The sequence below is a fragment of the Corallococcus sp. EGB genome (genome assembly GCF_019968905.1).
In the GTDB taxonomy this organism is placed as follows: domain Bacteria; phylum Myxococcota; class Myxococcia; order Myxococcales; family Myxococcaceae; genus Corallococcus.
Map to the genome: position 1 here is coordinate 1,194,055 of NZ_CP079946.1, position 21,124 is coordinate 1,215,178.

A 21,124-nucleotide genomic window follows, 5' to 3' on the forward strand; every position below is an offset into this window, starting at 1 on the left:
TGATTGTTTTCATCCATGAAACGCGATTTCAGGGCTGCAATGGGGAAGGGCGGGGGTGGGAGTGTTGGGCGCTCGTCCAAGTCCTTGAGAACTCTGGAGTTTCGTCCCGAGCGGGCGCTGGCATGGCACCTGCTAAAGGTTGGCCCGGGACGCATCGAAGCGAGGCTGAAAGTGGTTCCCCCCCACCCTTTCAGCACTTCCGGTGCGTCACCTTGAGAAGACCCGCGGCCCGACACCCTCACGGGTGCCGGGCCGCCTTCTTTTCCGCTCCCCGCATCGTCCGCCGCACGGCCCGGGCCCGCATGACGCGGCGCGGGCCCATTTCACTTCTGCAATGCCCGGCGGCCATGACGCCGTGAGCCATGCCCCGCAACGACAACGCCCGCCAGGGCCGGGGGCCGAGGCGGGCGTCGGGCGGCAGCGCGCTGCCGGCGGTGGGGACTACTGGCCGAACAGCGTGCCGGCCTGGGCGAGCCAGTCGGTGACGTGGCCGGGGAGGATGCCCAGCAGCACGACGGCGACGGTGGCGATGACGAGCGCGGCCTCCGTGCCCCAGTTGCGCTCCAGCGGCTGGGCGCCCTCGGGGACGGGGTGCATGAACATGTAGACCACGACGCGCAGGTAGTAATACGCGCCGGCCGCGCTGCTGAGCACCGCCACCACGGTGAGGCCCACCAGGCCCACGTCGATGGCGGCCTGGAAGATGAGCAGCTTGCTCATGAAGCCCACGGTGGGGGGGATGCCGCCCAGCGACAGCATGAAGGCCGCCATGGCGAACGCCCAACCCGGACGGCGCTGCGCGAGGCCCGCGAAGCGCTCCAGGTCCCACGCGGTTCCCTTCTCCTCGTCCTCACGGCGCTCGAGCGCGGAGACCATGGCGAAGGCGCCCGCCGCGCTGAAGGTGTACGCCAGCAGGTAGTACAGGATGCCGCGCAGCGCGTCCGAGCGGGCCACGTCCAGCGGCGTGCCACCGGACAGCGACGACGCGGACAGCAGGCGGAAGTGCTCGCCCGGGGCCGCGACGAACAGCGCCGCCACGCCCAAGAGCAGGTAGCCCGCGTGCGCGATGGAGGAGTACGCCAGCATGCGCTTCACGTTGCGCTGCGGGATGGCCATCAGGTTGCCGGCGATCATCGTGAGCAGCGCCAGCGTGGCGAAGAGCATCAGCGGCAGCTTGGGGTCCATGCCCTTGCCCACCGTGACGAACACGCGCACCAGCGACGCGAACGCGGCCGCCTTCACGCCCGCGCTCATGAGGGCCGTCACCGGGGTGGGGGCGCCCTCGTACACGTCCGGCGTCCACATGTGGAACGGCACGGCCGCCACCTTGAACGCGAAGCCCGCGGCGATGAGCACCGCGCCCACGTAGACGAGCGCCGGCGTGGTGGACAGCGCCTGCTGCAGCGGCCCGGCGATGTCGTTGAGCTTCGTGGTGCCCGTGGCGCCGTACAGGAGCGCCGTGCCGTACAGCAGGATGGCGGAGGAGAAGGCGCCCAGGATGAAGTACTTGAAGCCCGCCTCGCTGGGGCGCGTGCCGCGGCGCAGGTACGCCGTCAGCGCGTACGTCGCGATGGAGAGCACCTCGATGTTGACGAAGATGGTGATGAACTCCGACGACATCGCCAGCAGGCTCATGCCCGCCGAGGCGAAGAGCATCAGCGCGTAGAACTCACCGCGCTCCGCGCCACGACGGCGCAGGAAGCCCACCGCGCTGAGCGCCGCCAGCCCCAGGCCCACGCTCACCACCAGGGTGAGGAAGCTGGAGAAGGGGTCCAGCACGCCGAAGCCGAGGAACACCTCGTGGGGCGGCTCGAACATCAGGCCCACGGCCACGGCGCTGCTGGCCACCGCCGCCACGACGGTGAGCACCGCCTGGTAGCCGCGGGACGCCGTCGCGGAGAGGAACACCTCCGACAACAGCAGGACGGAGGCCGCCACCACCATGATGATGGCGGGCAGCAGGGGAAGGAAATCCGCCAGGGTGAGATTTGGCAGGTTCATGGAGTCTTTCGAGGCCTACTCGCGAGCGGCGAGCGGCGCGGGAACGGAGGGGCGGGCCGCGGCGGCGGTGGAGGGCAGCGACATCACCTCCACGCGCAGCTGGGCGTCCTTCGCCGGGGTGGCGCCCGGAGCGCCCACGCTGGCGCGCGCCACGTAGCGGTCCGTGGACGGAGCGATGCGGTCCAGGAAGGGCTGCGGCATCAGGCCCATCACCGCCACCAGCACGATGAAGGGGGCCACGGTGAGCATCTCGCGCACGTTCATGTCGCGCAGGTGCTGGTTCTCCCGGTGCGTGATGCTGCCGAAGAACACCTTCTGCACCATCCACAGCATGTACGCCGCGCCCAGGATGACGCCCAGCGTGGCGAACGCGCCGAAGCCCAGGCCCAGGCTGCTCTTGAACGTGCCCATCAGCACCAGGAACTCGCCGATGAAGCCGTTGGTGCCCGGCACCGCCACCGACGAGAAGGTGATGATGACGAACGCCGCGGTGAACACCGGCATCACCTTGGCGATGCCGCCGTAGTCCGACATCAGGCGCGTGTGGCGGCGCTCATAGAGGAAGCCGAACAGGAGGAACAGCGCGCCCGTGGAGATGCCGTGGTTGAGCATCTGGTACGCGCTGCCCGTGGCGCCCTCGCCGGTGACGGCGAGCAGGCCCAGCATGCAGTAGCCCAGGTGGCTGACGGACGAGTACGCGATGAGCTTCTTGATGTCCCGCTGCGCCAGGCACATCAGCGCGCCGTACACGATGCCAATCACCGCCAGCACCGCGAGGAACGGACGGGCCGCGTGCGCCGCCACCGGGAAGAGCGGAATCGCGAAGCGCCAGAAGCCGTAGGTGCCCATCTTCAGCATCACGCCGGCCAGGATCATGGAGCCCGCCACCGGCGCCTGCACGTGCGCGTCCGGCAACCAGGTGTGCACCGGCCACATGGGGACCTTGATGGCGAACGCCAGCGCGAACGCGGCGAACATCCACGGCCCGTAGGTGTGCAGCGTGGCGGCCAGCCCCGTGAGCGACGCGCAGTCGCCCGCCGCCCCGTTGGTGCACGCGGCCAGCTGCTGGTTGGCGGCGAGCAGGTTGTTGTAGAGCTGCCCGTAGTCGAACGAGCGCGTCCCCGCCGGACCGCTGATGAAGTACACGGCCACGATGGCCACCAGCATCAGCAGCGAGCCGACCAGCGTGTAGAGGAAGAACTTCACCGCCGCCATGCGGCGATCCTCGGCGCCCCACACACCCACCATCAGGTACATGGGGATGAGCATGGCCTCGAAGAAGATGTAGAAGAGCAGGACGTCCATGGACGCCAGCGCGCCCAGCATCGTCGTCTGGAGCACCAGCAGCGCCAGGTGGAACTCCTTGATGCGGTGCTGGATGTACGTGGTGGAGGCGAGCACCACCAGCGGGCCCAGGAACACCGTCAGGAGCAGCAGGCTCACCGCCAGGCCGTCCACGCCCAGGTGGTAGCTCATCCCGAACTGCTGGAACCACGGGACGCGGTACTCCATCTGGAACTCGGCGCCGGACGGGTCGAAGCGGAAGTACGCCCAGACGCCGAACGCGAGGTCCAGCAGCATGCCCACGAAGGTGATGGCGCGGACCTGGCCATGCTCGCTGGCAGGCAGCATCAGCACCAGCGCCGCGAAGACGAGCGGCAGGTAGATGACGACGTTCAACAGGTGGGTGTCGAAGAAGCTCATGAAAGCACCTGCACGAGGGCGTAGACCGCGCCGCTCAGGATGGCGAGCGCCATGATGGCGGCGTAGGTCTGGGCGTCGCCCGTCTGGAGCCGGCGCAGCCCGAGGCCCACCTTCTCCGTGACGTACGCGGTGCCGCGCACCAGCACCGTGTCGATGACGAGCGCGTCCACCACGCGGAAGAGGACGTAGGCCACGAACTTCACCGGCCGGATGAGGATGAACTCGTAGAGCTCATCCACGTAGAACTTGTTCTGCGCCGTGCGGCGCACCGCGCGCGCGAACGCCGGCACGGGCTGGCCCACCCGCGAGGGGAAGAACTTCAGGTAGGCGAACGCCGCCGCCGCGCCGCCCGCGAGCGCCCACATCCACGCGAAGACGTAGTCCCCGACGGACGGCGAGCTGGTGTCCAGGTGCACCGTCTCCGCCACGCGGGCCACCGTCTCCGCCGGGCGCAGCACCGGGGACAGGAAGTTCTCGAACACCGGCTGCGTCCCGCCGCCCGGGCGGGGCATCAGGGGCAGGGCGTAGACGAAGGTCACGAAGGCCAGGAACGCCAGGATGACCAGCGGCAGCGTCATGTGCCACGAGCTCTCGTGCGCGTGCGCCAGCTTCGCCTCCGGGGACCGCTTGCCCGTGAAGGTCAGCAGGTAGACGCGCGACATGTAGAACGCCGTGGACGCGGTGATGAGCAGGCCCATCACGTAGACGAAGGTGGAGACCCACTCCAGCCCGTGCAGGTGGTTGTGGTGCACGCCGTGGAAGATGGCGTCCTTGGAGAAGAAGCCGGACATGAGGGGGAAGATGCCCGTGATGGCCAGCGTGGAGACGAGGAACGTGGCGTGCGTCCACTTCATCTCCTTCCACAGTCCGCCCAGCTTCTTGATGTCCGTCTCGTCCCCGTTGCCGTGCATCACGCTGCCGGCGCCCAGGAAGAGGCAGGCCTTGAAGAACGCGTGCGTCATCAGGTGCATCTCGGCGGCCCAGAAGACGCCCATGCCCACGCCCATGAACATGATGCCCAGCTGGGACACCGTGGAGTAGGCGAGCACCTTCTTGATGTCGTCCTGCGCGAAGGCGATGAGCGCCGCCAGGAGCGACGTGAGCGCGCCCACGATGGCGATGGTCGCCATGGCGGTGGGGGAGAGCACGAGCAGCGAGCTCATGCGGCAGAAGAGGTACACGCCCGCGGTCACCATCGTGGCGGCGTGGATGAGCGCGGACACCGGCGTCGGGCCGGCCATCGCGTCCGGCAGCCACACGTACAGCGGCAGCTGCGCGCTCTTGCCCGCGGCGCCCAGGAGGAACAGCAGCAGCGCCGTGGTCATCACGCCGCCGAAGGTGTAGCCGGCCAGCGGCCCGGACTCGATGGGCGTGGCCAGGGACACCGAGCCGCCCGTGCCCTCCGGCAGGGCCAGGGCCATCTTCTCCAGGCCCTTGAAGGTGACGGGGCCCTTCTGGGAGAGGCCCAGCGCGTAGCGGTCCCGGCTGCTGCCCGCGGCGTTGTAGTCGCGCGGATCCGCCTGGCGGTTGAAGGCGCCCACCGTGAGGATGAGCAGGAACGTGGCGATGAGGAACGCGAAGTCACCGATGCGGTTGGTGACGAACGCCTTGCGGCCCGCCCACGCCTTCGCGCTGTCCGTGTACCAGAAGCCGATGAGCAGGTAGCTGGCCATGCCGACGCCCTCCCAGCCCACGAAGAGCAGGACCAGGTTGTCGGCCATCACCAGCGTGAGCATCGCGGCGACGAAGAGGTTCAGGTACGCGAAGAAGCGCCAGTACCCGTCGTCGTGCTCCATGTAGCTGGTGGAGTACAGGTGGATGAGGAAGCCGACGCCGGTGATGATGAGCAGCAGGATGCCGGACAGGTGGTCCACCAGCAGGCCGAAGTTCACCCGGAAGTCACCGGCGGCGAACCACGTCCCGTAGTCGTGCGCGATGGCGTAGCGGATGGTGTCCCGCTCGATGCCGAACGGGTTGGCCATGCTCACCACGCGGCCGCCCGCCGCGTCGCTGGTGGCCCAGAAGGCGAGCACGCTCAGCACGAAGGCGCCGGCGATGGCGGAGCACGCCACCAGGTGCACGTTGGCCCGGCCCAGCCACTTGCCGAACACGCCGCACACGAACGCGCCCAGAAGAGGCAGCAGGATGATCAACCCCAGCGAGGGCGAGAACACCTCCGGGGGGATGGGTGCCGTTCTGAAGAATTCGACGATTCCGTCCATGGATGGGCTCAGGGGTGACGGGGCGTTAGTGCTTCATCGTCCGGATGTCGTCGACGTTCACGGACCCGCGACTGCGGAAGACCGCGATGACGATGGCCAGACCGATGGCCGCTTCCGCGGCCGCCACGGCGATGACGAAGAAAGCGGAAACGTGCCCGGTGCCTTCACCGTGCATGCGCGCGAAGGCCAGGAACGTGAGGTTGACCGCGTTGAGCATCAGCTCCACGCACATGAAGACGACCAGCGCGTTGGTGCGCACCAGCACACCGAACATGCCCATGCAGAAGAGGGCCGCGGCCAGCAGGAGGTAGTAGGTGATGGGGACCATTGGTTGTCCGGAAGGTCGCGAGGGTCAGATGCGGGACTTGGCCACCACCACCGCGCCCACCATGGCCACCAGCAGGAGCAGGCTGACCGCTTCGAAGGGCAGCAGCCAGGTGGTGAAGATGGTCTCGCCGATGGACGCCATGGTGCCGAACGCCGCCTGGCTCTTGGCGTCCAGCGCCGCGGGCTGCGCGTTCAGCCGGCCCAGCGTCACGCCCAGCACGGCCAGGAGGCCCAGCGCGGAGGCGCCGCCCAACAGCCGCGTCGCGGAAGGCTTCCCACGGTGGGGGGCGTCACCCAGGTTGAGCAGCATGATGACGAAGAGGAAGAGCACCATGATGGCGCCCGCGTAGACGAGCACCTGCACGGCGGCCACCGTGTGCGCCCAGAGCAGCACGTAGATGCCGGCCAGGAAGAAGAACGTCGACACCAGGGCCATGGCGGAGTTGATGGGGCTCCGCGCGGTGATGACCAGCCCCGCCGACAGCAGCGTCATGACGGCGAAAACGCCGAAGAGGACCAATTCGATGTTCAAGACCAGTCTCCGAAGGAACCCCAGGGGTGGTCACCGTACGGGCAGCGGTGCTCGCGCACGTGAGCCTCGAACTCGTCCCGGAACCGCATGAGGAAGGAGTGCGTGGGCAGCGCCGCCGCGTCGCCCAGCGCGCAGATGGTGTTGCCCAGGCCGATGGGCGGGTAGGGCGCGATGGAGGAGGCGACCCCGGACAGCAGGTCGATGTCGCTCATCTCCGCGCGGCCTTCCTCGATCTTGCGCAGCAGGCGCGTCTGCCAGGGCGTGCCCTCGCGGCACGGGGTGCACTGGCCGCAGGACTCTTCCGCGTAGAAGCGGGCCACGCGCCAGAGGCTGCGCACCATGCAGGTGGCGTCGTCCATCACGATGACGCCGCCGGAGCCGGCCATCGTCTGCTTCATCTTCAGCGCCTCGAACTCCAGCGCCACGTCCAGCTCGTCCGCGCCCAGCACCGGCGCCGAGGAGCCGCCCGGGATGACCGCCTTGACCTTGCGGCCCTTGGGCATGCCCTGGCCGTACTTGTCGTCGTGGATCAGCTCCAGGATGGTGGTGTGCATCCCCACCTCGTAGACGCCGGGGCGGTTCACGGAGCCGGACAGGCACACCAGGTGCGTGCCGCCGGACTTCTCCGTGCCCAGCTTCGCGTACCACTCCGCGCCCCGGGCGAGGATGGGCGGCACGCTGGCGAGCGTCTCCACGTTGTTCACCACCGTGGGGCTGCCGAACAGGCCCACCACCGCGGGGAAGGGGGGCTTCAGGCGGGGCCAGCCCTTCTTGCCCTCCAGGGACTCCAGGAGCGCCGTCTCCTCGCCGCAGATGTACGCACCGGCGCCGCGCACGAGGTAGCAGTTGAGCTCGTAGCCCTCCTTGCCCATCAGCGACTTGCCGAAGATGCCGGCCTTGTAGGCCTCATCGATGGCGGCCTGGGTGCGCTGCGCCTGGAACTTGAACTCGCCGCGCAGGTACACGTAGCAGGTGTGCACGCCCAGCGCGTACGACGCGATGGCGATGCCCTCCAGCATCATGTGCGGGTCGTTCTCCAGGATGTAGCGATCCTTGAAGGTGCCCGGCTCGGACTCGTCGCCGTTGACGGCCAGGTACTTGGGCTTGGGGCTGTCCTTGGGGACGAAGCTCCACTTCATGCCCGTGGGGAAGCCCGCGCCGCCGCGGCCGCGGAGGTTGGACTTCTTCACCTCGTCGATGATGGCGGCGGGCTCCATCGTGAGCGCGCGCTTGAGGCCGTCATAGCCGCCGCGCGAGCGGTAGCTGTCGAGGGTCCAGGACTGGGGCTTGCCCCAGGCCGCCGAGATGACGGGTTCGACCGCCTTTGCCGTAGAGGCCATGGATGAACGTCCTAGGAAAGCAAGGGGGAGGAGGGGCGGCTCACGTCAGCTTCGCCAGGATGGCGTCCAGCTTCGCCTGGTTCAGGCGCTCGTGGTGATCCTCGTTGATCTGCAGGCAGGGCGCCGTTCCGCAGGAGGCCAGGCACTCCGTCTCGCGCAGGGTGAACTTGTCGTTCGACTCCCCGGCGGTGAGGCCCAGCTTCTGCTCCAGGTACGCGAGCATCTTCTCCGCGCCCCACAGCGAGCAGGACAGGTTCGTGCAGACGTCGATGACGTACTTGCCCGGCTTCTTGAGGTGGTACATCACGTAGAAGCTGGCGACCTCGTAGGCGCGCTCCGGCGTGACTTCCAGGTTCTTCGCCACCAGCCGCAGACCTTCAGGAGGCAACCACCCCTTGAGGTCCTGCAGCAGGCGCAGCGCGGGAAGCATGCCGGCGCTTTTGCGATCAGAGGGGTAGTGCGAGAGGATTTCCGCGATCCCCGCGTCGAACTTCTTCTGCTCTTCAGGAGTGAACAGGGGCTCCGCCATGGCGGGCCGGTACGTATTGCCGCAATGGCTTCGTTGTCAACATAAACCCTCGGCGGTAGACTGGGCCGCCCTCAGCAAATTACCGAGCGATTTCAACCCCTTGTTATGAGCTTGGACCCTGCGGACCAGCGGCAGCACCCTCGTGTCCCCACCATCCTCCGGGTGGACTACGCCCACGGTCGGCCGCTGCGGGACGTGACGGAGAACCTCTCCGCCGGAGGGTTCTTCGTCCAGACCGAGCAGCTGTTCGCGGTGGGGGATGAGCTGCGGCTTGCTCTTTCTTTCCCGGGACTGCTGGATCCGGTAGAAGTCGCGGGGACGGTGGCGTGGGTGCGCATCGCCGCCCCGGATCAGCCGGGTGGCGTGGGCATCCGTGTGGAGAGCGAGCAGGACCGGCGGCGACTGGGTGACATCTTGAGTGCGGCGGGACCCAACGACAGCGCGGCGACCCCTTCCGAGCAGGACGGGTACCGTGTGCTCATCGTCGAGGACAACCCCCACATCATCGAGATGTACAGCTACGTGCTGAAGAAGCTCGCGAGCAACGACCTGCACGGGAAGGTCCCGCTGGAGGTCCACTTCGCCCCGGACGGCCACCACGCCCTCTTGCGGCTGCGCGAGGACCGCTTCAGCCTGGTGATGCTGGACCTCTACATGCCGGTGATGGACGGCTTCGCCCTGGTGGAGCGCATCCGGGAGGAGGAGGAGCTCAAGGGCATCCCGGTCATCGCGATCTCCGCGGGCGGCAAGGAGGCCCAGGAGCGGGCGATGCAGCTGGGCGTGGACATCTACCTGCGCAAGCCCGTGCGGTTCGTGGAAGTGCTGGAGACGGTGAAGCAGCTCTTGCGCATCCGGTAGGGCCGCGGGGCCTGGCGCGGCTTCGACGCGCCGGACGTTGAAGCGCCGGGCGGGTGCCGCGTAGAGTCCCGCGCACCCATGACGAAGCCCGCCATCCATCGTGACACCGTCAGTGGCGAGGCGCTGCTCATCCTGCAGAATCTGCGGGAGAACGGCCGCCTGGGACGCTCGAACAAGCTGGCTGACGTGAAGGCCGCCCTCGAACCGTCCGTCTCGCTGGAGTTCGACAGCTACTTCTTCTTCCTGCGCAAGTTCCACTACATCGCCATGGACCGCGAGGCCCAGCTCAAGCTCACCGAACAGGGTGAGCGGGTGGTGGAGGGGGACCTGCAGGACCGGTTCGCGTCCGAGGTCGACGACTTCTTCGCGGATCAGCTCCTGCCGGCGGAGGACGCCACGCACATCGGCCGTCCGCTGGACGAGGACGAACCGATGAGCGTCCCGCCGCCGCCGCCGGAGCTGCTCCTGGATGAGACGGAGGTGGACCCGTCCTCCTCGGCCGCGGCGGCAACCCCGGTCCCGGTGGCGCCGCCGCCCATGCCGCCGTCGCGCACGCAGCGCGTGGCGATGCCGGCGCTGGACCTGGCGCAGGCCGCGACGCAGATGCAGCCCGCGGCCCAGCCCGGGCCCATCGCGACGCCGCCGCCCCAGCCGGTGCGCGCGGAAGGTCCGGCGGAAGGACGCCGGGAGACCTTCATCGGGCTGCCGCCGGCGCCCGCGCCCCAGCCCGTGGTGACCGCGCCGGCTCCCAGCGCGTCCCAACCGCTCATCATCACCCCTCCGCTCGCCGCCGCGCCCGCTCCGATGCCCCCTCCCGCCACGCCCCCCGCTCCCGCAGCCCCGGTTCCCCACGCCGCCGCCGCAGCGGCCGCCGCGAAGGGCGCCAGCGACCTGGACCTGCGCTACCAGAAGTTCGACCCCATCGGTACGGGGCCGCTGGGGACGGTCTTCAAGGGCCGCTACAACGCCCTGGGGCTGGACATCTGCATCAAGGAGCTGAAGGACATCTTCGGCTACTTCTCCTTCCTGCAGCGCGGTGAGGTCCTCAAGCGCCTGAAGAAGGAGCTGTGCGCGCAGGCGCAGGTGCGCCACCCGGGCGTGGTGCAGGTCATCGACCAGAACGTGGACTCGGCTCGGCCCTACTTCGTGGTGGAGCTGATGCGCGGCAGCCTGAAGGAGCGGCTGGAGGCGTCCGGCGGCAAGGGCATTGACGTGCCGCACGCGCTGCGCACCTTCCTGCAGCTGGCGTACGGCCTGAAGGCCGCGCACGCCGCGGGGCTCACCCACCACAACATCAAGCCGGAGAACGTCCTCTTCGACGCCTACGGCAACGCGAAGCTCGCGGACTTCGGCATGAGCCGCGTGGTGGAGGTGGACGCCACCAAGGGCATGCCCCAGGTGTTCGTGGGCACGGGCGGCATGGTCTACATGGCGCCGGAGCTGATGAACAAGGGCGTCCAGGAGGCGGGCCCGGCCGCGGACGTGTACGCGCTGGGCATCCTGCTCTACGAGATGTTCACCGGGCAGATTCCGGGCCGCCGCTCGCCGCTGCCCTCGGAGGTGAACCCGGAGGCGCCCAGCGGGTTGGATCAGCTCTTCGACAAGGCCACGCAGGACCGGCGCGAGCAGCGCTACCCGGACGTGGACGCGATGCTGGCGGACTTCTACAAGGCCTTCCCGGAGCGCGAGTACCTGGACCGCGGCGCGCTCATCCTGTCGTCGGATCCGCAGGAGTCGTAGCGGTCGGCCGGGCAGGCGGGCCTCTTCGCGAGGCTCGCCCGTCCCCGCTTGGACCTGTCAGAGTGCGGCGCGTCATGCTCACGCGCCCCTCCGACAGCGTCCTCCTCACCGTCACCGGCAAGGACGGCCCCGACACCACCGCCCGCCTCACCGGCCTGCTCGCGCAAGCGGGCGCGGAGCTGCTCGACGTGGAGCAGGTGGTGGTGCAGGGCCTGCTCACCCTGGCGCTGTGGGTGCGCCTGCCGGACGGCGCGTCCCTCCCGTTGCTCCCCGAGCTGGCCCGCGAGCTGGGCGTCACGGTGGACGTGCTCGCCGTTCCCCCGGCCGTCGCGCCGCCAGGAGCGGAGCCGCTGCGCTACGTCGTCACCGCGGCGGGCAAGGCGCTGGGCGTGCAGGACGTGCACGCGCTGACACAACGGCTGGCGGAGGGGCACGCGCGCGTGGAGCGCATCACCCGGCTGAGTGAGACGCCGCTCGCGGCGGTGGAGCTGCACGTCACGCTGCCGCCGGACGCGGACCCCTCCGCGCTCAAGCGCGCGCTGCTGGCGCTGTCCATGGCGAGCCCCACGTTCGACGTGGCCCTCCAGCGCGAGAGCCTCTACCGGCGCGGCAAGCGGATGGTGGTGATGGACATGGACTCCACGCTCATCCGCATCGAGGTCATCGACGAGCTGGCGCGGGCGTACGGCGTCCACGCGAAGGTGGCCGCCATCACCGAGCGCGCCATGCACGGGGAGATGGACTACGACGAGTCCCTGCGCCAGCGCGTGGCGCTGCTCGCGGGGTTGGATGCGCGCGTGCTGCACGAGCTGGCCGCGAACCTGCCGCTCACGGAGGGCGCGGAGACGCTCATCCGCGTGCTCAAGCGCCTGGGCTACCGCACCGCCGTCATCAGCGGCGGCTTCTCCGTGGCGGCCGAAGCGCTCCAGCAGCGGCTGGGCATCGACTTCGCGTACTCCAACGCGCTGGAGGTGCGGGACGGGAAGCTCACCGGCCGCACCGTGGGCACCATCGTCAACGCGCGCCGCAAGGCGGAGCTGCTGGAGACGCTGGCGAAGCAGGAGGGCATCCTCCTGGAGCAGGTCATCGCCGTGGGCGACGGAGCCAACGACTTGCTGATGCTGGAGAAGGCGGGGCTGGGCATCGCCTTCCGCGCCAAGCCGAAGCTGCGCGAGGCCGCCGACACCTCCATCTCCGCCGGCGGGCTCGACACCATCCTCACGCTGCTGGGGCTCACCGCGCGCGAGCTGCGCGAGGTGGGCTGAAACGAAGGCCGCCGGGCTTTCAGGGGCGCATGCGCGCGCCCCTGGCCCGGCACCCCTTCGCCTCCCCCGAAGCCGCGCGGCGCCGCCAGGCGGCCGTACCGCCATGGGTCCGTTCAATCGCCGCCATCCCGTGCGGTGGGCGGGTCCCTGGTGGCGCCAATGATTGGCAGCTCCAGGGAGCGCCTCGCGCGGTGGCCCTGCGTCTTCGTCGTGCCGGAATGTAAGGGGTTTCCCGGAGCCTGAATGCCTTGCCATTCCAGGCGAAAAACATCCTAGGCGCGCAGGCGGAGCCACGCCCGAGCTGGACAAAAATATCCGACCTCTTGGGTTTTGTCCGGCGGTTCCGGGTAATCCAAGGAGTTGTAATTACTTGCTTTCGCGGTGTGGCCCGCGCTGGCCCCGCGATTGCTCATGGCCAGACAGCCCGTACAGCCCGCTCGCGCAACGCAGTTCCAACCACCTGGAGGTCATGGACCATGAGGCAGACATGCAGTCCCACCTGGAGAGGAGCGCTGCGGTGGCTGTTGATGGCGCCAGCCCTGCTGTGGGGGCCACTCGTGCACGCGGACGAGCCCGTGTACGAGATGGAAGCCGCGGCGCTGGCCAGCTACTTCACCGTCGATATCTACACCGTGAAGAAGGGCGGGGAGAGTGCCTTTCTCACGCAGTCGTTGCGCTCGGGGCCCTACGACCGGATCGCGACAGGCTTTGGCAGTGAGAAGATCGTCGAGGTCCTGCCCACGCAACGGGACGCGGACTCAACCTACATCGTCCTGGGACGCTACTTCGATCCGGACATGGGGGCGTCCATCACCCGGTACCGGCAGACCAAGACGGATGCGCTGACCAGCACTTCGCCCACGCGGCTGCAGGGCAAGCTCGTGGATGTCATTCTCAGCGACTGGAGCTGGGAGCACAACCACGCCAAGGGGCTGAAGAAGGCCGCCAACACCTTCGTGCGCGCCATGCCGTACCAGGACTCGAAGGTGTTCCAGGAGTACACCGCTTCGCTCAACTTCATGAAGATCGGCTACGTGGGCCAGACGGCCAGCGTGGAGTTCTTCGACGCGAAGACGCCGCTCGATGACATCCGCAAGGCCATCACGGGGCGGCCGGGCATGTCGGGGACCGCCATCCTTTCCCTCTCGGATGGCAGTGGCTACGCGGCCTACACCGAATACTACGAGCTGCCTTCAACGCTGAAGACCGCGAAGTTGAGCCGCGCCGCGGGCCGCGTCGCCGGCGCGGCCACTGGCGTCGTCATCGAGAACTACATGGCGCGCTGACGCCCTCCCCGAACACGAACTGGAAATGCCAACCATGCGAAAGCTGATTCCATTGTTTGTCTTCGCCTGCGCGCTCGCGGTGTCCACGCCGGGCGCCGCCCAGCCCCCCAATGCCCAGGGGCCGGTCGCGCAGGTCATCGTCTACGACGTGGCCCCAGAGTCGGAGCCGCAGTTCAAGCAGGCCCTGGAGTCGACGCGGGCCCTCTACCAACGCGAGCCCGGTTTCATCAATGAACGCGTGCTCGACAGCCTGGATCCGTTGGCCCTCAAGTACGCCACCTACGCCCGGTTCTCCAACGCGGTCGCGGCGGAAAACATGCTCAAGCGCAGGCTGGACGCGGTGGCACCGTTCGTCCGCCGGGCTCCGGAGGTCCACCTGGCCGTCTTGACGAGCGCGTTCACGCCGGACGCCATCGTGCGCAACCCGACGGGGCGTGACTTCGCTCCAGGCAAGGTCCAGCAGGTGGCCCACCTGGGCATGTTCATCCCGTTTCCCAAGTACTGGGAGCAATACGAGAAGGCGCTCGATGACGTGAAGACCGTCACGCGTGGCCGCAAGCCGGCGGGCTTCCTGGGGGATGACGTGCTCGTGGAGACGTCCGCTCCCGTTCCGGAGCAGCAGACGCCGTACTCGCCGCGCGCCACCGAGGCCGCCCGGATGTCGATCAACTACGGCGAATACGACTCCCTGGAGGACGCGGAGAATTCGTATGTGCGCCGTCACGGTCCCGTCGAGGACCCGAAGATCGCCGCGCTCGCGCGGGTGTTCTACGGCTCGCTCCAGGTGCCCGCCCGTTTCTACATCTTCCGTGTCGTCGACAACTACGGGCCCACCTCCTCGAACTCCCGGCAGGGCCGCGTCAAGCACCGCTGAGCTCGTCACGCTCCAACCATGTCCACTTCCGACATCTCCCGTCAGGGCGGTGAATGCCCTGTCTTTGTTCAAGCCCAAGCCGCCTGCACCTCGAGATGGAGGACGCTGGGGGAGATCCACGCCGCCGTGCGGAGCGAGTCCCGCTTCGACGCGGAGCGGGATCGCCTGATTGCAGAAACAGACCTCGCGGTGGGAGCGAACCTCCCACCGCGAGAGTCCCGCAAGATGGACCGCTTCTCGCTTCTGACGCTGGCGGCGGTTCGTCCCCTGGTCGCCAGGCTCTCGCCCGGAGAGCGCGCCGCGTGCGGCCTCTTCGTGGGCAACATGCTGGCGGGCTGGACCTTCACCGAGCCCCAGATCCACGCCCTGCACACCCAGGGACCAGGCGCGGTCAGCGCCTATCTGGCCACGGCGTGGTTTCCCGCCGCGGCGCAGGGGCACGTCACCATCGCGCTGGGCCTGCATGGCATCGCGAAGACGGTGACCACGGACCGCTGCTCCGGAGGTCAGGCCATTGGCATGGCCTACCACCGGCTCCGCCACGGGCCGCCGGGCGAAGTCATGCTCGCGGGGGGCGTGGAGGCACCCGTGACGCCCCTGGTGTGCGCGGCGCAGGAGGACGCGGACCGGTCCTCACGGCTCGCGGAGGCCTCCGCCTTCCTGCTGCTGCGCGCGGGAACCGCGCCTGCGGGAGCCCCCATCATCGGTGCCCATGTGAGCTTCCGCCGCTCCAGCGAGGACGCCACCGAGGAGCGTCTGCGTGCCTTTCTGGAGCGGCTCCCCCATGCGCTGCCCCTGGAGGCGGTGGTGTGTGACGCCCCGCCCTGGAGCGCGGCGGAGCAGGCCGTGCATGCGCTGTCACGGCGCATCCTCGGCGCGACGCCTCGGTTGCTCGCCGTGGGCCGCGCGGTGGGGGACGCGCTGGGCGCCGGCAGCGCGCTCGCGGCGGCGCTCGCCTGTGAGGTTCTCCAATCCCTTCCACCCGGTCGCTCGGTGATTGCCTTCTCCCTGGGGCATCAGTGCGCCGACCTGCTGTGGCTTCACACCTGAGGAACGACCATGGTCCCCCAACCTCCCGACGTGACCGAAACCATCCTCGAGGCCCTGCACACGCTGGGGTACCCGCCCGCCGCGGTGAAGGCCTCCACCCAGCTCCAGGACGACCTGGGCATTGATTCGCTGGAGACCGTGGAGCTGTCCGCCATCGTCTGTCAGCGATTGGGATTGCCGCCGCGGGTGAGCGCGGACGTGCGTGACGTGCGCACCGTCGCGGATCTCGCCGCGCGCATCCGGCCGCTCCTGCATGAGGGCCGTGGAGACACGGAGTCGTCGCCTTGAGGCACTCATCCGCATGGTTCGCGTGGAGCCTGCTCGTGGGGGTGCTGTTCGCGCCCTGGGCCCGCGCGGGGCAGACGCACGTCGTGGACCTCACGGACGCGCCGCCGTACATGACGCCGCTGTCGCTGCGTGTCCGGGTGGGGGACACCCTCACGTTCAAGAACCACGGGCCGGAGATGGTTCACTCCATCACCGACGACGCCCTCATCCTCTTCTCCGGCGACCTGGCCGTGGGCGCGACGTGGAGCTACACGTTCAAGCGCGCGGGGGTGTACCCCTACGTCTGCTTCCGCCACCACTTCATGCGTGGAACGGTGACGGTGGAGAACGCGGATGGCACGACGGACTCGCCGCCGGAGTTCGCCTATCACGCGGCGTTCCGGGAGTTCGTCATCCCCACGCTGCGCGCCGTGCCGCGGATGATCATCCCCAGCCGCACGGATGACACCCTGTGGTTCACCGAGGGCGGAGGGGACTTCTACGGCTTCGAGAACATCCCCGCGAACAACAAGCTGGGCCAGGTGGATGATGCCGGGCGCATCGTCGAGTTCGCCACGCCCACGCCCGGCGGTGATGGGAGCACGGTGGGGGTCGACTCGCTGGTGATGGATGGCTCTGGCGCCGTCTGGTTCACCGAGCGGCTCACCAACCGCATCGGCCGGCTCGACCCCCAGGGCACCATCCGGGAGTTCCCGCTGCCGAGCCCCAAGGGCTACGCGCTGGGCATCGACCTGGATGCGAAGGGACGCATCTGGTTCGCCGAGCGGTACGCGAACCGCATCGGGTTCATCACCCCGGACGGCAAGGTGACGGAGGTGGAACTGCCGGGCAAGGACTCCGAGCCGCGGACGGTCTACGTCGATCGCAAGCAGCGCGTCTGGTACACGGCCCGGACCGCGAACGAGATTGGCTACTACGAGCCGGCGCGCCGCCGCTTCGTACGACTCAAGATCCCGACGGAGAACGCCCGGCCCACGGGGATCGCCGAGACGAGTGACGGCACCATCTGGTTCGTGGAGATGGTGGGCAACAAGCTCGCCAAGGTCGTGGGGGAGCAGATCGTCGAGTACGCGCTGCCCACGCGGTTCGCCGCGCCGTTCAAGATCGTCGCGGACGCCAAGGACCGGCTCTGGTTCACGGAGGTGTTCGGCAACGCCATCGGGATGATGGACCCGCGCACCGGGAAGATCCTCGAGTACAAGATTCCAACCCCTGACAGCCGTCCCGGTGGCATCACCGTGGACCGCAAGGGCCGTGTCTGGTTCACCGAGCAGACGGGCAACAAGATCGGCATGGTGGTGCCGGAGGAACTGGCGCGCCACCCCGACCCCATTCCCGGGCCGTCCCTGCGGCCGGTGAGGGACCCGGGCCAGGGCACGGAGCCGGTGGCGCCGTCCAGCGCCCCTCCAGGAGGGCGGGAGGGCCCGCCCGCGGAGCGCCCCCCTTCGCCCCAGGGGGCGCCACACGCGCAGCGGGGACAGGAGGACTTCCCGCTGCCGCACCCTGGAAGCGGCCCGGGAAACGAGCTCATCGAGGACGCCGAAGGGGTGCTCTGGTTCAACCAGCTCTACGGCAGCCGCATTGGCGCCTTCAATCCGCGCACGCGCCACTTCCGCGAGTACGCGCTGCCCAGCGTCTCCAGCATGCCCTCCGGCATGGCGATGGACCGCGCGGGCGAGTTCTGGATTGCCCAGTTCCGCACCAACGCCCTGGCCCGGCTGGTGCCACGCACCGGCCAGGTCGACGAGTTCCCGCTGCCCATCGACGCCGCGCTGCCCTCCAGCGTCGCCGTGGATGAGCACGACGACGTGTGGCTCACCTTGCTGGGAGCCAATCGCATCGCCCGGTTCGACCGCGTGGGAAGCCGTTTCGAGCTGTTCGAGATGCCCCGTGAAAACAGCAGCCCGCTCCACCTGGCGGCGGACCGGCGGGGTGGCCTGTGGATCTCCGCGTCCGAGGAGGCCGGAAACTACGTGGCGCGGTTCGACACCGCGCACCGCGCCTTCGAGGTCCATGCGATGCCCACCCCGGACAGCTCGCCCATCGGGGTGCTGGTGGATGACGCGGCGGTCTGGGTGGCGGAAGGCGGGGCCGGCAAGCTCGCACGGCTGGATTTGAGCACCCGGCGCTGGGACGAGTTCACCGTGCCGGCCCATGACGCGGAGCCCGTGCGGCTCACCAAGGATTCGCGCGGGCGCATCTGGCTGACGGACGGCGGCGGGTTGGGGGGCGTGGGAGGCAACCGCATCGCGGTGTTCGACCCGGCCACGCGCTCCTTCGACCTCATCCCCATGCGCACCGCGGGTGCCAAGCCGCGCGGAATCCTCGCGGCCGCGGACGGAAACATCTGGTTCACGCAGCAGAACGCAAACCTTCTCTCCCGCATTCCCTCTCAAGGTCACTGAACAATGGAAAACTTCTCCGTAGGTGTTCGCATTGCCCGTGATGCACGCACCGTGCTCGACGCCTTCTGGCGGCTGGAGTCGTGGCCCACCGTGGCGCCACACGTGCTGAAGATCGACATGCTCTACGAGGACGCGCAGGTGCAGGTCCTGCGGATGACCGTCCAGAGCCGCGGCCGCACGGATGTCTTCAAGACCGTGCGCATCCTGCAAGGCAACGCCATCTTCTACTACCAGCCTGAACCGCCGCCGTTCCTGCGCAGGCACTACGGTTGGTGGGAGGTGGCCAGCGAAGCGGACGCCACCATCATCACCAGCCGCCACGAGGTGGATTTCCACCTGGACGTGGCCCAGCGCTACCTGGCGGAGACGGGCGCGACGGACCTGGGGAGCGGGGCCGTCGTCCCGCAGATGCTGGAGCTCATCCGCAACAACAGCCTCCAGACGATGCTGGGGCTCAAGCGCCGCATGGAAGGCTCGCAGGAGGTGACCCATGCGGCTCGCTAGGCTGGGGGCGTTGCTGCTCATGGGGCTGGGCGTCGGGTGCTCCGCGTCGCGGGCGGAGCAGGCGCCGGACAGGGCCGTGGCCGCGGAGGCCTCCGAGCCGGGACAGCCCGCCGGCGGCGCGCCCGGGCAGGACGCCTATGCGCAGTCCGCGGTGACGAAGGTGCAGGCGCGCCTCCACCAGCTGCGCTCCAGCGCGAAGCGGCCCTTCTCGCTGTTCACGTATGACGTGCCCACCCCTCACGCCGTGCCACACATCATCGCAATCGATGACAAGGACCGGATCTGGGTGACGGAGAGCGGAGGCCGCTTCGCGCGAAACTTCATTGATGTGCCCGCGGTCAACAAGGTCGCGCGGTTGGACCAGGCCGGCACCATCACCGAGTGGACCACCGGGACGGAGGGCTCCAGCCCCATGGGCATCCTGTTCGGTCCGGACGGGGACATGTGGGTTGCCGAGCGCCTGGCCAACCGCGTGTCGCGCCGCAGCGCCGATGGCTCCCGGCTGATCCACTACGACATTCCCACGCCGGACGCATGGCCCACCGCCATCGCGCTGGACTCCCAGGGCCACGCCTGGGTGACGGAGACGATGGCGGACAAGCTCGCGCGAATCGACGCGAAAACAGGGCAGATCACGGAGGTGCCGCTGCCCGCGGCCAAGACCAAATCCACCGGCATCGCCGTGGACAAGCAAGACCGCGTATGGGTGGCCATGCGCGACGTGGGGACGCTGGGCCGCTACGACCCGCGCACGGGCGCGTTCGAGCAGTTCAAGCTGCCCACCGCGGACGCCAAGCCCTGCGGCCTGGTCGTGGACGGGGCCGGGCAGGTCTGGTTTTCCATGCGCAACGCCGGGAAGCTGGGCCTCATCCGCGAGGACGGCTCCATCCAGGAGTTCGCCACGGACGACCGCCATGGAGGCCCCTTCATCCTGGCGGCGGACAAGCGCGGGGACATCTGGTTCAGCGAGCTGTTCTCCAACCGGGTGGGGCGCTTCGACCCGAAGGCGCGCACGTTCGAGTACTTCGCGCTGCCGGGCAAGGATGCCTTTCCGGCGGGCATCGCGCTGGATTCCAAGGGGAACGTCTGGTTCGCGCAGCAGGGCGCGAACATCGTGGGCGTCATCGTCCGCACGGACCTGTCCTACCTGGCGGGGGAGACGCCGGCCGCGGGCCCGGGCGGAAGGATTGTCAATGCACGCCATGAGTTCGTGGAGATGGAGGTCCCCACGCCGCAGTCGGTGCCGGGCATCGTCGCGGTGGACGCACGCGACACCGTCTGGTTCACGCAGATGGGCGGCGGCTGGGTGAGTCCGGGCTTTCCGCCGGGCCCCGGCGGGAGCGCCATTGGTTATTACAAGGACGGGGCCCTGCATGAGCTGAAGACGCCCACGCCCGAGTCCGGCCCCACGTCCATGTCGTTGGACCCCTGTGGCGACGATGTCTGGGTGACGCTGCGAACCGCGAACAAGATTGCCCGCATCCGGGACTTCCGCATCACGGAGTACTCCATCCCGGTGCCGGGGGCGTTGCCCGTGGGCATCGCGGTCGACCTGGACCACAACGTGTGGGTCGCCTTGAGCGATGCGAACAAGCTGGGACGCATGACGCCCGAGGGCCAGTGGCGCTTCCTCGACATGCCCAACCCCAAGGCGGAGCCCCGCACCATCTTCGTCGACAGCAAGAACGAGGTCTGGTTCGCCCAGAAGACGGGCAATCGCATCGGGCATCTCGACAAGGAGCGATGGACGGTGGAGACGTGGGAGCTGCCCACGCGTCTGGGATGGCCGCTGTCATTGATGGAGGACGCGGACGGCAACATCTGGTTCGCGGAGATGCGCAGCGACAAGCTGGGCATGTTCGACCGCAAGACGAAGAAGATCACCGAGTACGCGCTGCCGGTGCAGTCCGCGCCGTTCAAGGTGAACTACGACCCGCGCTCCAACGCCATCTGGGTGTCAACGGTCTTCTACAACGCCATCCTGCGCTTCGACCTCGCCCAGAAGCAGGTGGTGTCCATCTACAAGATTCCCGCGGAGGGGGCGTGGATGGGCGGGCTCGATCGGGACAGCCAGGGGTGTCTGTGGTTCTCCGAGCAGTTCGCCAACAAGCTCGGGCGGCTGTGCATCGAGGGTGTTTCCCAGGTGAAGCTGGGCCCTGGCGCGACGCCCGGTTCCAGCCTGTCCGCGGGGCGGTAGGC

17 protein-coding genes are annotated in these 21,124 nt (G+C 68.7%); 10 read left to right on the forward strand and 7 right to left on the reverse strand.

Annotated features, from left to right (window positions below; translation table 11 throughout):
* Nucleotides 1-441: 441 nt before the first annotated feature.
* The 7 genes from KYK13_RS04900 to nuoE are packed head-to-tail and all read right to left on the reverse strand — an operon-like array spanning nt 442 to nt 8,655.
* Nucleotides 442-2,001: an NADH-quinone oxidoreductase subunit N gene (locus KYK13_RS04900; protein ID WP_223642352.1), complete on the reverse strand. Its 1,560-nt coding sequence runs from the start codon at nt 1,999-2,001 to the stop codon at nt 442-444.
* A gap of 15 nt (nt 2,002-2,016) precedes the next feature.
* Nucleotides 2,017-3,705 (reverse strand): NuoM family protein, encoded by a 1,689-nt coding sequence (locus KYK13_RS04905; RefSeq protein WP_223642353.1) that lies wholly within the window; start codon nt 3,703-3,705, stop codon nt 2,017-2,019.
* Nucleotides 3,702-5,927, reverse strand: coding sequence for an NADH-quinone oxidoreductase subunit L (gene nuoL / locus KYK13_RS04910; protein WP_223642355.1), 2,226 nt, complete (start codon nt 5,925-5,927; stop codon nt 3,702-3,704). Before nuoL ends, KYK13_RS04905 begins: the two co-directional genes overlap by 4 nt.
* A 25-nt stretch (nt 5,928-5,952) precedes the next feature.
* Nucleotides 5,953-6,255 (reverse strand): NADH-quinone oxidoreductase subunit NuoK, encoded by a 303-nt coding sequence (gene nuoK, locus KYK13_RS04915; RefSeq protein ID WP_120527355.1) that lies wholly within the window; start codon nt 6,253-6,255, stop codon nt 5,953-5,955.
* 24 nt (nt 6,256-6,279) lie between these two features.
* Nucleotides 6,280-6,786: an NADH-quinone oxidoreductase subunit J gene (locus tag KYK13_RS04920; RefSeq protein WP_223642357.1), complete on the reverse strand. Its 507-nt coding sequence runs from the start codon at nt 6,784-6,786 to the stop codon at nt 6,280-6,282.
* Complete coding sequence (gene nuoF, locus KYK13_RS04925) at nt 6,783-8,126, reverse strand: NADH-quinone oxidoreductase subunit NuoF (protein WP_223642359.1); 1,344 nt, start codon at nt 8,124-8,126, stop codon at nt 6,783-6,785. The genes KYK13_RS04920 and nuoF overlap by 4 nt, the downstream gene beginning before the upstream one ends.
* 40 nt (nt 8,127-8,166) lie before the next feature.
* Complete coding sequence (nuoE, locus tag KYK13_RS04930) at nt 8,167-8,655, reverse strand: NAD(P)H-dependent oxidoreductase subunit E (protein WP_223642360.1); 489 nt, start codon at nt 8,653-8,655, stop codon at nt 8,167-8,169.
* 105 nt (nt 8,656-8,760) lie between these two features.
* Here nuoE and KYK13_RS04935 point away from each other — a divergent pair, with 105 nt between their 5' ends.
* The 10 genes from KYK13_RS04935 (at nt 8,761) to KYK13_RS04980 (ending at nt 21,122) form a co-directional block, all read left to right on the forward strand.
* Nucleotides 8,761-9,513 carry a TIGR02266 family protein gene (locus KYK13_RS04935; RefSeq protein ID WP_223642362.1) on the forward strand — a complete coding sequence of 251 codons (753 nt, stop codon included), beginning with the start codon at nt 8,761-8,763 and terminating at the stop codon, nt 9,511-9,513.
* A gap of 78 nt (nt 9,514-9,591) precedes the next feature.
* Nucleotides 9,592-11,253 (forward strand): serine/threonine-protein kinase, encoded by a 1,662-nt coding sequence (locus KYK13_RS04940; RefSeq protein WP_223642364.1) that lies wholly within the window; start codon nt 9,592-9,594, stop codon nt 11,251-11,253.
* Nucleotides 11,254-11,327: 74 nt separating this feature from the next.
* A complete protein-coding gene (serB, locus tag KYK13_RS04945; protein ID WP_223642366.1) occupies nt 11,328-12,518 on the forward strand; it encodes a phosphoserine phosphatase SerB in 1,191 nt (396 codons plus the stop codon).
* Between the two features lie 476 nt (nt 12,519-12,994).
* Nucleotides 12,995-13,804 carry a hypothetical protein gene (locus KYK13_RS04950; protein WP_223642368.1) on the forward strand — a complete coding sequence of 270 codons (810 nt, stop codon included), beginning with the start codon at nt 12,995-12,997 and terminating at the stop codon, nt 13,802-13,804.
* Between the two features lie 34 nt (nt 13,805-13,838).
* The gene (locus KYK13_RS04955) at nt 13,839-14,678 is read left to right on the forward strand and encodes a hypothetical protein (RefSeq protein ID WP_223642369.1); all 840 of its coding nucleotides are present in this window, start codon (nt 13,839-13,841) and stop codon (nt 14,676-14,678) included.
* A gap of 126 nt (nt 14,679-14,804) precedes the next feature.
* A complete protein-coding gene (locus KYK13_RS04960) occupies nt 14,805-15,728 on the forward strand; it encodes a beta-ketoacyl synthase N-terminal-like domain-containing protein (protein ID WP_223642370.1) in 924 nt (307 codons plus the stop codon).
* 9 nt (nt 15,729-15,737) lie between these two features.
* Nucleotides 15,738-16,016, forward strand: a complete 279-nt coding sequence (locus tag KYK13_RS04965) for an acyl carrier protein (RefSeq protein WP_223642371.1) — start codon at nt 15,738-15,740, stop codon at nt 16,014-16,016.
* Entirely contained in the window at nt 16,013-18,421 is a 2,409-nt protein-coding gene (locus KYK13_RS04970; RefSeq protein ID WP_223642372.1) for a hypothetical protein, read from the forward strand. Before KYK13_RS04965 ends, KYK13_RS04970 begins: the two co-directional genes overlap by 4 nt.
* A 51-nt stretch (nt 18,422-18,472) precedes the next feature.
* Entirely contained in the window at nt 18,473-18,925 is a 453-nt protein-coding gene (locus KYK13_RS04975; protein WP_223642373.1) for a hypothetical protein, read from the forward strand.
* Entirely contained in the window at nt 18,912-21,122 is a 2,211-nt protein-coding gene (locus KYK13_RS04980) for a hypothetical protein (protein ID WP_223642374.1), read from the forward strand. The genes KYK13_RS04975 and KYK13_RS04980 overlap by 14 nt, the downstream gene beginning before the upstream one ends.
* Nucleotides 21,123-21,124: the final 2 nt, after the last annotated feature.